The sequence below is a fragment of the Promicromonospora sp. MEB111 genome, from assembly GCF_030209445.1.
Taxonomy (GTDB): domain Bacteria; phylum Actinomycetota; class Actinomycetes; order Actinomycetales; family Cellulomonadaceae; genus Promicromonospora.
The window spans coordinates 261,920-275,106 of the sequence record NZ_JARVSD010000008.1 but is presented as its reverse complement, the minus strand read 5'-3'; the positions used below and the strand labels follow the sequence as shown (position 1 = coordinate 275,106).

The 13,187-nt window shown below is 72.8% G+C and carries 9 protein-coding genes; 5 read left to right on the top strand and 4 right to left on the bottom strand.

The window, feature by feature from the left end; translation table 11 throughout:
• Positions 1-32: 32 nt before the first annotated feature.
• The 3 genes from QRN56_RS10095 to QRN56_RS10085 all read right to left on the bottom strand — a co-directional run bounded on the left by QRN56_RS10095 (position 33) and on the right by QRN56_RS10085 (position 2,498).
• Complete coding sequence (locus QRN56_RS10095) at positions 33-1,115, bottom strand: adenylate/guanylate cyclase domain-containing protein (protein ID WP_285102818.1); 1,083 nt, start codon at positions 1,113-1,115, stop codon at positions 33-35.
• A gap of 77 nt (positions 1,116-1,192) precedes the next feature.
• Positions 1,193-1,489, bottom strand: a complete 297-nt coding sequence (locus tag QRN56_RS10090) for a hypothetical protein (protein ID WP_285102817.1) — start codon at positions 1,487-1,489, stop codon at positions 1,193-1,195.
• A gap of 163 nt (positions 1,490-1,652) precedes the next feature.
• On the bottom strand, positions 1,653-2,498 hold the full coding sequence (locus QRN56_RS10085; protein ID WP_285102816.1) for a biotin--[acetyl-CoA-carboxylase] ligase: 846 nt from the start codon (positions 2,496-2,498) through the stop codon (positions 1,653-1,655).
• A gap of 120 nt (positions 2,499-2,618) precedes the next feature.
• Here QRN56_RS10085 and QRN56_RS10080 point away from each other — a divergent pair, with 120 nt between their 5' ends.
• From QRN56_RS10080 to QRN56_RS10065, 4 genes are read left to right on the top strand one after another with little or no spacing between them, the layout of a single operon-like run.
• Positions 2,619-4,217, top strand: a complete 1,599-nt coding sequence (locus tag QRN56_RS10080) for an acyl-CoA carboxylase subunit beta (protein ID WP_285102814.1) — start codon at positions 2,619-2,621, stop codon at positions 4,215-4,217.
• Positions 4,218-4,255: 38 nt separating this feature from the next.
• Positions 4,256-4,780 carry a hypothetical protein gene (locus QRN56_RS10075; RefSeq protein ID WP_285102813.1) on the top strand — a complete coding sequence of 175 codons (525 nt, stop codon included), beginning with the start codon at positions 4,256-4,258 and terminating at the stop codon, positions 4,778-4,780.
• Positions 4,777-5,016 (top strand): acyl-CoA carboxylase epsilon subunit, encoded by a 240-nt coding sequence (locus tag QRN56_RS10070; protein WP_285102811.1) that lies wholly within the window; start codon positions 4,777-4,779, stop codon positions 5,014-5,016. The genes QRN56_RS10075 and QRN56_RS10070 overlap by 4 nt, the downstream gene beginning before the upstream one ends.
• Positions 5,013-6,572 carry a glycosyltransferase gene (locus tag QRN56_RS10065; RefSeq protein WP_285102810.1) on the top strand — a complete coding sequence of 520 codons (1,560 nt, stop codon included), beginning with the start codon at positions 5,013-5,015 and terminating at the stop codon, positions 6,570-6,572. The genes QRN56_RS10070 and QRN56_RS10065 overlap by 4 nt, the downstream gene beginning before the upstream one ends.
• 1,919 nt (positions 6,573-8,491) lie before the next feature.
• Here the strand turns inward: QRN56_RS10065 and QRN56_RS10060 are convergent.
• Positions 8,492-11,038, bottom strand: a complete 2,547-nt coding sequence (locus tag QRN56_RS10060) for a glycosyltransferase family 8 protein (protein ID WP_285102808.1) — start codon at positions 11,036-11,038, stop codon at positions 8,492-8,494.
• Between the two features lie 342 nt (positions 11,039-11,380).
• Here QRN56_RS10060 and QRN56_RS10055 point away from each other — a divergent pair, with 342 nt between their 5' ends.
• Positions 11,381-13,078: a DUF885 domain-containing protein gene (locus QRN56_RS10055; RefSeq protein ID WP_285102806.1), complete on the top strand. Its 1,698-nt coding sequence runs from the start codon at positions 11,381-11,383 to the stop codon at positions 13,076-13,078.
• The last annotated feature ends 109 nt before the right edge of the window (positions 13,079-13,187 follow it).

Sequence of the window (13,187 nt, the reverse complement as noted above, 5' to 3'; positions counted from 1 at the left end):
CCCGGGCGCCGCCCGGCGCAACCGACCCGGTGTCAGCCCCGGTACGCGCGCTGCAGCCGCACCGGCGCCAGCGGACCGATGCCCGGGACGTCGCGCTCGGGCTGCGCGGTGAGCGCGTAGCGCGAGCTCGTGGCGAGCAGCGCGGCGGTCTCCTTGTCGACCAGCACGGTCGAGGGGTCGGACTGCTCCGTGAGCCGCGACGCGAGGTTGACCGTGGGGCCGAAGATGTCGCCGAACCGGGACAGCACCCGCCCCCAGACGAACCCGACGCGCACCGGGATCTCGGGGTCGCCCGGCGCGGCGGTGCCGAGCTGCGCCCCGGAGGTCTCGGCCAGGCCGAGGGCCACCTCCGCCCCGGTGACCACGTCGTCGGTCACGAACAGGACGGCGTCGCCGATGGTCTTCACCACGCGGCCGCCCGCGTTGACGATGACGTCCCGCGCGCCGGCCTCGAACCGCTGCACGAACTCCGCCAGCTCCTCCGAGCCGAGACCCGCCGTCCGCTTGGTGAACGAGACGATGTCGGCGAACCCGACCGCGCGCAGCAGCGGGAGCTGATGGGTGTCGTTGCGCTCGTCGCCCCGCGCGCCCGCGAACTCGATGGCCGTGCGCCCCGTGAGCGCGGCGAGCTGACGTCGCCACGCGTGCTCGAGCTGCCGGCTGAGCACCTCCGACATCTCCGGGAGCCGGTCCAGCGCGAGCAGGCGGGCCGACGTCTCGTCCAGCTCGTAGCGCCGGGCGAGGTGCTCGACGAGCGCCTCGACCTGCCACAGCGCCAGCCGCTCGGTCGTGTGGCCCACGGACCGGATGAAGGTCATCTGGGCGCGCTCGTCCATCTGCTCCGCCTCGAACAGTCCGGCCGCGTCCTTGAGCGCCTCGACGTCGGCGTCGGTGAACCAGGTCTCGGTGGGATGCGTGACGGGCAGGCCGATCCAGCGCCAGTAGCGGGTCACGAACTGCTTGTCGAGCCCGGTGAGCTCCACGACCTGCGACAGGGTGTACCGGCGCGCGCCGCCCAGCAGCGTCTCGTCGAGCCGGGCCGCGGTGTCGGCGCCGGGGGTGTCGGTGCCGGGGGTCTCGTGGTTCGTGGGGGACGTCTCGGAGTTGTGGAGCACGTCACCACTGTAGGCGGGCACACCACATGCAACCGCATACATCGGCGGGGCACACCCCGGTCAGGGCTCCGGAGACCTCAGTTCCAGAGCGTCAGCACGAGGGGGATCCCCATGAGCACCAGGAGCATCCCGACCACGGTCACGACGTTCCACAGGCCCAGCCGCACGCCCGGGACGCCGTCGTCCCGGTAGAGCAGCACCCAGACCACCAGCAGCCACGAGATCCCGGCCGCGATGAGGCCCGCCGTCGGGGTCCCCTCCGTCTGGACGATGCCCCGGTCCAGCCGGACCGTGCTGATCAGATAGACCGCGACCACCGCCGCGGCGCACACGATTCCCTTGGCCACCCCGACCGTGGCTCGACCTGCCTCCATGGCGTCTCCTGACCGTCACCCGCCCGTGCTGCCCGTCGTCGCTTGTGGCGGAGATTACCGCAGGTCAGATGCCCCGCGGCAGGGGCTGCCGTCGAGTTCACCCGACGCCGCGCACGAGTTCACCCGGGCCGGCCGGGGCCGCCGCGCGGCGCGGGAGACCGCGTTACCGCAGGTGCCAGACGTCGCCCGCGGTCACCGTGCGCTCCTCGCCCGTGTCGGTGCGGATCGTCAGCGCGCCGGTGCCGTCGAGGCCCACGGCCTCGCCCTCCAGCACGCCGGAGTCCCCGGCGAGCTCGGCGCGTACGCGGGTGCCCAGCGTCGCGGACACGGCCGTGTACTCCGCCAGGATGCCGGACGCGACGACGTCGCCGCCCGCCTCCTCCCAGCGCCGGACGACGGCGTGCATCTCGCCGAGCATCCGCACCAGCACGTCGGTGCGGTCGGGCCGGGGATAGCCCGCGAGCGCCAGCGACGTCGCCGTCGGCACGGGGAGCTCCTCGGCGGACTGCGACACGTTGAGGCCGATCCCGAGCACGACCGCGGGGGCGGCGCCCGCGGCGCCTCCGGCGTCCGGCCCCTCGGGCACCACCTCGGCGAGGATCCCGGCGACCTTGCGGTACAGGCCCAGCCCGGCCACGGTGTCGACGGCGGGCAGCAGAACGTCGTTGGGCCACTTCACGGCGGCGGTGACCCCGCCGTCGGACACCGTGCGGACCACCGCGAGCCCCGCGAGCAGCGGGAGCCAGCCCAGGCTCCCCGCGGGGACGCGGGGCCGGAGCAGCACGGAGACGGTCAGTCCGGCGCGCGGCGGCGTCTCCCAGGACCGTCCGGCGCGCCCCCGGCCGGCGGTCTGGTGCTCGGCGATCAGGGCCGACGGCGCGGGCCAGGCGGCCGGGTCGTCGCGGACGGCGGCGACGAGCTCGGCGTTGGTGGAGGGCGAGGTCTCGACCACCTCGACCCGGGCGAACCCGGGGACGGAGAGCCGGTCGAGGTACAGGGAGGGGTGCACCTCCTCATCCTCTCTCCTGCGCCGCGCGAGTGCCCTTGGAGGAAACCCACAAGTCGGCGGCGCGACCCGCTGGACGCTCCCGCATCGAGCGGGAGGCATCCGACAACTACGCTCGGAGGTGTGAACGACTCCACGACGACCCTCGCCGGCACGCGCGCCAAGCTCGACGACCTCGACGCACGCCGGGCCGCCGCCATCGACGAGCCGGAGGTGACGGCCCAGGAGAAGCAGCACAAGCGGGGCAAGAAGACCGCCCGCGAGCGCATCGAGGCGCTCCTCGACGAGGGCAGCTTCACCGAGCTGGACGCGCTGGCCAAGCACCGCAGCCGCAACTTCGGCCTGGACAAGAAGCGCATCGCGGGCGACGGCGTCGTGACCGGGTACGGCACGATCGACGGCCGCCAGGTGTGCATCTTCTCCCAGGACTTCACGGTGTTCGGCGGGAGCCTCGGCGAGGTGCACGGCCAGAAGATCACCAAGGTGCAGGACCTCGCGCTGCGCACGGGCGTGCCGCTCATCGGCATCAGCGACGGCGGCGGCGCGCGCATCCAGGAGGGTGTCGCGGCCCTGACGCAGTTCGCCGAGATGTTCCGGCGCAACGTCGCGGCGTCGGGCGTGATCCCGCAGATCTCCCTGATCCTCGGCCCGAGCGCGGGCGGCGCGGTGTACTCCCCCGCCCTGACCGACTTCATCGTCATGGCCGACCAGACGTCCAACATGTTCATCACCGGCCCGGACGTGATCCGCACCGTGACGGGCGAGGACGTCGACTTCGAGACCCTGGGCGGCGCCCGCACGCACAACTCGAAGTCGGGCGTGGCGCACTACATGGGGCAGGACGAGGACGACGCGCTCGACTACGTGCGCCACCTGGTGAGCTACCTGCCGCAGAACAACCTCTCGGACGCCCCGGCATTCCCGCCCGAGGACGAGACGGTGCTGGAGGTCACGGCCGAGGACGAGGCGCTCGACACGCTGATCCCGGACAGCGACAACCAGCCGTACGACATGCGCGACGCCATCGAGGCGGTGCTGGACCCGGAGTCGTTCCTGGAGGTCCAGCCGATGTTCGCCACGAACGTGCTGGTCGGGTTCGGGCACGTGGAGGGCCAGTCGGTCGGCATCATCGCCAACCAGCCGCAGTCCATGGCGGGCACGCTCGACATCGACGCCGCCGAGAAGGCCGCGCGGTTCGTGCGCACGTGCGACGCGTTCAACATCCCGGTGCTGACGTTCGTGGACGTGCCGGGCTTCCTCCCCGGCGTGGGGCAGGAGCACCAGGGCATCATCCGCCGCGGCGCCAAGCTGATCTACGCGTACGCCGAGGCCACGGTGCCGCTGGTCACGATCATCACGCGCAAGGCCTACGGCGGCGCGTACATCGTCATGGGCTCCAAGCAGCTCGGCGCCGACGTCAACCTGGCGTGGCCGACCGCCCAGATCGCCGTCATGGGCGCGAGCGGCGCGGTGAACATCCTGCAGCGCGGCGCGCTGCGCACCGTCCAGGAGGCCGGCGGGGACGTCGAGGCGGAACGCGCCCGGCTGACCGCCGAGTACGAGGACGCCATCGTCAACCCGTGGGACGCCGCCGAGCGCGGCTACGTCGACGCGGTCATCCGCCCGTCCGAGACCCGGGTGCAGGTCGTGCGTGCCCTGCGCGCGCTGCGCACCAAGCGATCTACGCTTCCCCCGAAGAAGCACGGCAACATCCCGCTCTGAGCGGGTATCGAGCCGGTCCAGAACCTGGAGGAGACCGCATGAGCCACGAAGACGCCACCCACGGCCCGGCGCCGATGGGCCGCGTCGACACGGAGCCGATGCACCGCGCCGTCGACGCCCTGGCGGCCGCGCTGCACGACTACGTGGGGACCGCCGTGGGCGTACGCGCCGAGTTCGGCGCCGCCGAGGCCGACGAGGACCCGCGCGTGCTGGCCCTCGAGTCGAAGGTGGGGCACCTGAACGCCGCCCTGTTCGACGTGCTGCACGGCGCGCTGGGCATGCACCCCGACCTGACCTCGTCCGTGTGGGAGCCGGAGCACGAGGGCGAGGAGGACGAGATCCTCGAGTCCGACGCGCCGGAGGAGGGCGAGTCGTTCTACCTCGGCTTCGTCGTGGGCGCGCGGGGCGGCGACGCCTCGCTGGACGGCGTGATCGACCTGCTCGACGCCGCCGGCGAGTCCGTGGCGACGCAGCTCACCGAGGGCGGCTACGACATCGCCGAGTGGGCCGCCTCGCGCGGCGAGGCCCCCGGCTTCGGCTTCTACGAGGAGGACGACGAGTGAGCCCCGAGGTCCGGGTCGTCCGCGGTCAGCCCGACGACGTCGAGGTCGCGGCCCTGGTCGCCGGCCTCGCCGCGGTCGCGGCGGCCGGCACGGAACCCGACGACGCCGCGCCGCTCGACGAGTGGACCAACCACTCGCGGGTGCTGCGCGGGAACGGTGCCGCGACCGCCAAGAACTTCGGCGGACGCTCCGGGCGGCACAACGCCGACGCCTGGCGCTGGAGTCTGCGCTCATGACCAGGGCTCCCCGCCCCGGGGACACCGACGTCGTCCTGTTCGTCCGTTCGCTCGGCCAGCGCATCGCGGGTGGTACCCGCGCCGTCCTGGCCCGCGCCAACCTCTACGCCGGCCTCGGGTACCGCACCACGCTCGTGGTGACGGGCCTGCTCGACGACGACGGCGACTGGGTCCGTGAGCACGGCCTCCTCCGCCCGGACGTGCGTCTGCTCGTCCTGTGGCGCGACGGGCCCGACGCCGTGGACCGGGCGCGCGCCCAGGAGGTCGAGCCGGTCACGGTGCCGCGCATCGCCGACGGGCCGGGCGTGAAGCGCCGGCGCCGGACCGTGGGCGACGTGCTCCAGGTGCGCACGCTGGTGGACGACAAGCTGCGCACCATCGAGCTGCTCGACCAGGACACCGAGACCACGCGCCAGCTCATCGTGCTGCGCGAGGACGGCTCGCGGGAGTCGCTGTGGGCCTTCGCGCACGGCGAGCTCATCGCGATCGACCACCTCCCGAAGGGCGGCGGCCGCCGGCGCGAGCTCGTGGTCGACGGACGCGCCGTCTGGCTGGAGGGCGAGGTCGACGGGCACGTCGGCACCGGCGAGGCCCGGCTGCTCCTGCGCGAGGAGCAGGTCGGGGACTACGCGGGCGCGATCGCCCGCTGGCTCGACACCACCTTCGCCTCCGCGCGGCACCTCGTGGTCTTCGCCGACGGCGAGAACGTGTGGCAGCGCAGCCTGCGCCTCATGCGCCACCCGCACCTGCGGGGCGTGTCGGTGCTGCACAACTCGCACCTCGCGGCGCCCTACGACGCCGCGGCGCCCACCAAGCCGCACTGGGACGGCTTCTTCTCGGACACGACCAACGTGGACGCCATGGTCTGCCTCACCGAACGGCAGCGCACCGACCTCCTGGAGCGGTACCCGGGGCTGCCGCTGCACGTGCTGCGGCACGCCGCGCCCAAGCCCAGGGTCCGCGGCGTGCGGCGGGACGGCGACTCCGTGGTGTTCGTGGGCCGGCTCGCGCCGCAGAAGCAGCTCGACCACCTGCTGCGGGCGTTCGTGCTGGTGCACGAGCGGGTCCCGGGCGCACACCTCGACGTGTACGGGCACGGCGTGGAGGAGGAGTCGCTCAAGAAGCTCACCACCGAGCTCGGCCTGGACCTCGGCACCACCGTGCGCTTCCACGGCGCGACGTCGCAGGCGCTGCACGCCTTCGCCGGCTCCCGGGTCGCGGCCATGACGTCGTTCCACGAGGGGCTGCCGCTCACGCTCACCGAGGCCATGTCGGTGGGCACGCCCTTCGTGGCGTACGACTGCAACTACGGCCCGGCCGAGGTGATCCGGGACGGCGAGAACGGGTTCCTGGTGGCCCGGGACGACGTGCCGGCGCTGGCCGACCGCCTGGTTCAGGTGCTCCAGGACGACCGGCTCGCCCGCCGGCTCGGCCGGGAGGCGAAGCGCGTCACCACGAGCTTCTCGCCGCGCCGGTACAGGGACGCCTGGCGCGACCTGCTCGGCCAGGTCGCGAGCCGCGAGTCGAGCAGCTCGCACACCGTCGCCAGCAGCTGACGGCGGTCGATCCGGAGGTTGTCCAGGTGGGGGCGGAGGTCGTCGTGCCGACGGCGTTCGCCCTCACCCACCGGCTCGCCCAGCAGGGTCACCGGCACCGGCCGCCCCTCCGCCTCGCGGGCGCCCGGCCGCAGGTCGGGTGACACCTTGCCGAGGCTGGGCGGCGCGTAGACCACGCCCGGGGCGTCGCTGAACCAGCCCACCTTGTGCTGGCTGGTGCCGTTCGGCGCGACGTACACATCGGTGGCCTCGGCCCACAGCACGGCCTCCCGCAGCGTGCTGCCCACCAGGTCGACCACCTGGTCCGGGCGCCGCACGTCGCCCCGGATCGCGCGGGCCACCGCGTGCAGCTCCTCGATGCTGGCCCGCCACCGGTCCGAGACGAGGTCGGTACCCACCGGGTACGAGTAGCCGTCCAGGAGCACCAGCGCCCGCGGGTATCGCCGGTGCAGCGCGTCGACGAACCGGGCGGCCTCGCGCTCCTGGTCCGCCCACGCGCGGCTGCGCACGCGCAGCCCGATCCAGACCACCGGCCCGTCCCTGACCGGCGGCGGCTGGGGGTACCCGGACGCCGGCTCGGCCTGGACCATCCGCCGCCGGATCCGGTCCACGAGCGAGCGCCGGATGAAGTACCCGCCGACCGAGAGCACCAGGTGCTCGTGGGAGAAGGGGTAGGGGTCGCGCAGCAGGCGGCGCGGCTCGTCCACGACGCGCGCCGTCGAGAACTCCGGGAACAGCTCCTCGAACGCCCCGAAGAACCCGGACCCCGCCGTGCGCACCTCGGCCACGTTGCCGGCCAGCCCGTGGTCGATCAGCCGCTCGACGCCGGGGTAGAAGTTCCAGACGTGGTGCGCGAAGTTCTCCGCGACCGTCATCTGGAGCACCACCCGGCGCCGCGCGCGAGGGTCCGGCCGGGTGGCGACCGCGCGGGCGTACTGGTCGCGCCGGGACACGACCCGGCGAAGCAGGTCGGCCGACAGGTTGGTGATCTTGCGCGGCGCGAGCACCGCGCCTGTGAACGCGCCGAGGTTCAGCACGAGCCCTCGGGCGGGGAGGAACAGGTAGGCGGCCTTGAAGCCCGCCAGGACGCTCACGAGCATGGTGTGCTCGGCGTCCCCGAACGAGTAGACGGCCTTGCCGACCGTCACCACCGCGTCGAACGGCGCGCACTCGGCGCCGGTCACCGGGTCGCGCAGCACCAGCCGCCGGTCGCGGACCGCCCGCGACTGATGGCCCAGGTACGGGTCCGCGGCCTCGTGGATCCGCCGCTGCGCCGGCGTGACGAACTCCCGGTCGTCCGCCCGCGGCACGTCGGGGCTGAGGAACTCGTCCTGCCACCACGCGACCGCGTCGGCGGACAGCGGCTCGCCGACCTCGGCTGCCTCCTCGAACGTCAGCACCCGGGGCCCCGTGGCGGCGAAGTACAGCTTGATCACGGCGGGCTGCAGCGCGCCGACCCGCGCGGCGTCGGCCTCGGGCAGCGGACGGAGGGCGGAGTAGGCCGCCCACACGCGGGCGCACGCGGCGGCGTCGTCGGCCTCGAGGAACGCCGCGAGGTGCGCGGCGTGCTCCTGCCGCGCCACGTCCGCCGCCGGCCCGCCGAGCAGGGCGAGCAGCACGACAGGGAGCGGTCGTGCCGATCCCGCCTGGAGCGCGGAGAGCCGTTCGGGGAGCGGCACGTCGCCGTCGCCGCGGGGTGCGTCACGCCACTCGGCCCAGGCCTGCGCGCTCGTCGGGTCGGCCAGCAGCACCTGGCCGTACGCGTCGTCCACCTCGTGCGCGGGCGCGCCCGCCGCCACGAGATCGCGCGCCCGGCGCTTCGCCGTCGGCAGGTCGACGCCGCCTCCGGAAACGCGATCGGCCCGGACGGGGCCCCGCACCTCGCGGTGCGTTGCCTCGTCCGGGCCCTGGGTCATCGGTCAGACGACCGCGCGCCGTGACTCGACGAACGCGCTGCCCTTGTCCCAGAGCTCGCGGTACTTGACGTACAGCTCCTGGTTCCAGGGCTTGAGCCAGCCCGCCCAGTGGACGATGCTCGGGTCGGTCACCGTCTCCTGCGTGGGCCAGTTGTTCCAGGCCGGCTCGATCTTGCGGTACCGGGAGCCGGCGTAGCAGTTCAGGATCTCCTGGTCGTTGAGACCGTAGGTCTCCACGTACGCCACGTAGTCGGCGGTGAAGCCCTCCGACCGCATCTGCGCGAGGTCCATGAGCAGGATGCCCGCGTTGAAGCCGTCGAAGTCGTTCGGGTGCCGCTGGTACATCGCGCGGAAGAACTCGTTGGCGACCACGGGCTCCTCCGACAGGCGGCGGCCCTGCTTCAGGATGTTGCCGAGACCGCTGCGCACGCCGTGCCCGACGGACGGTCGGGCGGCGAGCGGGGAGCCGCCGAGGTCGACGTCGTGCAGCGTCGCGATGTCCTTGACGGTCAGCGCGTCGATGTCGTGGTAGACCACGCGGTCGAGGTCCGGGAGCAGCTCCGGCAGCAGCAGGCGGTCCATCGTGGAGACCGTGATGTGCTTGAGCATGCCGAGCACCGGCCCGTAGTCGATGTCGTCGCACGCGATCCACTCGAAGCTGACCTCGGGGAACAGGCCGGCGAGCCGGTCGTGGTCCTCCGTGGTGTGGTCGCGCGTGAGGGCGACCACGTGCAGCGGGCGGTCCGAGTGCTGGACCAGACCGCCGATGACGATCTCCATCTCCTGCTTGAGGTTGCCGTCCAGCGCGACCGCCACGTTGACGACCTCACCGGTGCGCGGCGCGGTGGCCGGCGTCAGCACGCGCGACGCACGCGCCGTCCGGCACGCCTCGTCGACGTCGAAGGACGCCGTCAGCTTCGTGGTCGGGGCGGCGAAGCGCTCCTCGGCCAGGGCGACCTCCGGCGCGACGGTCTTGCGCCACTCGGCGTAGACGTCCTCGCGCGACGCACCCTGGAGCACGAGGGCCATCGCCGGCGCGAGCAGGCGACGGATGCGCTCGCGCATCGCGTTCAGGTCGTTCTCGTCGGCGTCGAGCAGGCCCGCGAACCGCACGTCGGCGCGGTTCTTCGGGGTGAACTGCACGTTCGCACCGATCGACCACGACGGCAGGTAGCAGTGCAGACGCGAGGTGACGACCTGGCCGAACTCGGAGCGGTAGCTCTCCAGGAGCCCCAGCGCCTCGCGGACGTTCGGGCCCATCGACGTCCAGCGGACGTCCTCGTGCATCTGCGTGATCTGGATGGCGTCGTCCGTCGGCGCCGGGGTGTCCACGTAGGCGGTGGGGCCGCCGACCGGGACCGGCGTGGCGGCGTCCGGGAACACCGTGCTGATCGTCGTGGTGAGGCAGCCCGAGAAGAAGGCCGGCACGCCGCGTGCGAGCAGCAGGTAGACCGTGTTCCAGTCGCGGCAGCCGATCGGGCCGTGCGCCTTGAGGTACTCGATCGCCTCGGGCGTGAGCATGTTCGGGCGGTTCACGTGGAACGAGATGAACAGCGGGTTCACGTTCGGGTTGAACGGGAAGTCGTAGGCCAGCCCGAAGATGTCCTGCATGTACCAGCCGAAGGCGATGGCCCACGTGTTCTCCGGGACGGCGTCGTAGCTCGACGAGTCGCGGTTGAGGGTCATCAGCTGGACGTCGGCGCCGGGGCCGTCGATCTGCAGCTCGGGGCGCACCCGGCCCTGGAGCTCGGAGACCACCTCGACGAGCTCGTCGTCGCCGTGCAGGCGCAGGTTCGCGTGGCGGACCAGGTGGCCCAGGCTCGCGATGGTCTGCACGTAGTCGCCCACGTTGGACGACGTCGTGCCCTCGTCCGGCTGCTTGTAGTCGATGACGCCGAACGACACGCGCCCCTGCGGGACGGTGGCGGTCTGCGGCGTGATCGCGCGCGCCGTGAAGTCGGCCAGCAGCTCGATGCGGCGGGTCAGCGCCTCGTCGGCGTCGGTGGCCTCGCGGGCCGCGTCGATCGCGCGGGACGCGGCCGTGTACTCCTTCACGGCGAAGAAGATGGACGCCATGTTGTAGAGGGGCTTGGCGCCCTGCACCACGCCCTGGTCGATCCACTTGACGACCTCGTCCACCACGCCGAGCTGGCCCACCTGGGCGGCCGTGCGGAGGAACTCGACCGGCGCGTTCCGGGCCACGGCGTCCCGCGGCACCTCGGAGAACAGGTCCCAGGCGAGGTCGTAGGTCCCGGCGTGCCGGGCGACCAGCGCGCCGCCGAGCGCGCCGGCGACGCGGGTCTCGGGCTGGCTGTGCAGCGAGTGGCACAGCGCGCGGGCGCCCACGAGCACCTCGGCGTTCAGCTTGCGCGTGAACCGGCCGCGGATGAGCTTGACCACGGCGTCCGTCAGGGGGACGCCGGACCGCAGGCTCCGCGTGAGCTCGGCGTCGGCGGCCAGGCGCTTGGCGGCGTGGACGTACTGGCGCTTCGCCCGCACCTCCTCCTCGGGCAGGCTGCCGGGCTCGAGCCCGAGGACGACCTCGGTCATCTGGCGGTACGAACCACGCAGGCGCGCGGCGGCCTTCTCGTTGACCGTCGGCTTGGCCGTCGGCCCCGAGGACGGTGCCTTCGCAGCTGCCTCGGCGGGCTTCTTCTGTTGCGGCGCGCTGGTGCCGGCCCAGCGATCAGCCGTCCTGGCGATTTTGCGAAGTGCGCGACGGCGCAGGCTCCGGCCTCGAACGTTCATCCATATACCTTTCTCGGGGTCGGCGAGCTGGGCGCTCAAGCCGGGGACGATCGTACCGTCCAGGCCGATCCAGAGGCCCCACGAGCGCCACATAGCACGTTAACTTCTCGTTTGTCACCGGCGAGGCACGTAGGCTCGGCCGACATGACCAGCCCTGTGCGCACGTCCACGCAGATCGACGTCATCGCCGATGACTACGTCAAGCGTCTCACTGAACTCGCCCCTTTGTCCGCCACAGCCATGGGCCTGCCCGGACACGACCACGAGATCGGCGATCTTTCACCCGCCGGGCACGACGAGCTGGCCCGGGCCGGGCGGGACGTCCTGGCGCGGCTCGACGGCGCGCAGCCCGCCGACGACGTCGACCGCGTCACGCTCTCCGCGATGCGTGAGCGGATCGGGCTCGACCTGGAGCTCCACGAGGCCGGCGAGGGCCTGCGCAACCTGAACAACATCGAGTCCCCCGTGCAGGGCCTGCGGGACGTCTTCGACATCATGGCCACCGACTCGGTCGAGGCCTGGGAGAACATCGCGTCCCGCCTCAACGGCCTGCCGGACGCCGTCGACGGATACATCGAGTCGCTGACCGCGGCGGCCGCGCAGGGGAACGTCGCCGCGATCCGCCAGGTGCGCGAGTGCGTCGACCAGGCGCGCGAGCTGGCCGGGAGCGACTCCTTCTTCACGTCGTTCACGCGCGGCCCCGCCGTCGACGCGGTGCTGGACGAGTCGGCCGCGTGCAGCCTGGTCCGCAAGGAGCTGGAGCACGGCGCGACGGCCGCGCGCGAGGCCTACGGGAAGCTCGCGGAGTTCCTGGAGCGCGACCTCGCGCCGCGGGCCCCCGAGGCCGACGCCGTGGGCCGCGACCGCTACACCTTGTTCTCGCGGTACTTCCTGGGCGCCGAGGTGGACCTCGACGAGACCTACCGGTGGGGCCTGGAGGAGCTCGCCTCGATCGTCGCCGAGCAGGAGCAGGTCGCCGCACAGATCGCCGGCCCCGGCGCCACGGTCGAGCAGGCGGTGGCGGCGCTCGACGCCGACCCCGCGCGCAAGCTCCTCGGCACCGATGCCCTCAAGGCCTGGATGCAGGAGACGTCCGACGCCGCGATCACCGCGCTGAACGGCACCCACTTCGACGTCCCCGAGCCGGTGCTCGACCTGGAGTGCCTGATCGCCCCGACCCAGTCGGGCGGCATCTACTACACCCCGCCGAGCGACGACTGGTCCCGGCCCGGCCGGATGTGGTGGGCCGTGCCGGCCGGCGTCACGGAGTTCAACACCTGGCGGGAGAAGACGACCGTCTACCACGAGGGCGTCCCGGGCCACCACCTGCAGTGCGGCCAGGCCGTGTTCGCGCGCGAGACGCTGAACAGCTGGCGCCGGCTCGCCTGCTGGGTCTCCGGCCACGGCGAGGGCTGGGCCCTGTACGCGGAGCGCCTCATGGCCGACCTCGGCTACATGGACGACCCGGGCGACCGCCTCGGCATGCTCGACGCGCAGCGCCTGCGCGCGGCCCGCGTGGTGTTCGACATCGGCGTGCACCTCGGCCTGCCCGCCCCGGAGCAGTGGGGCGGCGGCACCTGGACCGCCGAGAAGGGCTGGCCGTTCCTGCTGGCCAACGTGAACATGCCCGAACAGTTCGTCCGCTTCGAGTTCAACCGGTACCTCGGCTGGCCGGGGCAGGCGCCGTCGTACAAGGTGGGCCAGCGCCTCTGGGAGCAGACGCGTGACGCCGCCCGGGCTGCCGTGCCGGCCGGTCAGGAGTTCGACGCCAAGGCGTTCCACGCCCGGGCGCTCAACCTCGGTTCCGTGGGCCTGGACACCCTCCGCGAGGCGCTGGCCTGAGCCGTCGCGCCCCCGCCGTGTCAGACGTACGGGTCCCTCGGGTGACCTGTACGTCTGACACGTGACCGGGGTCACTTTCGGCAGATCTCGTATTTGCTGTTTCGTCCGC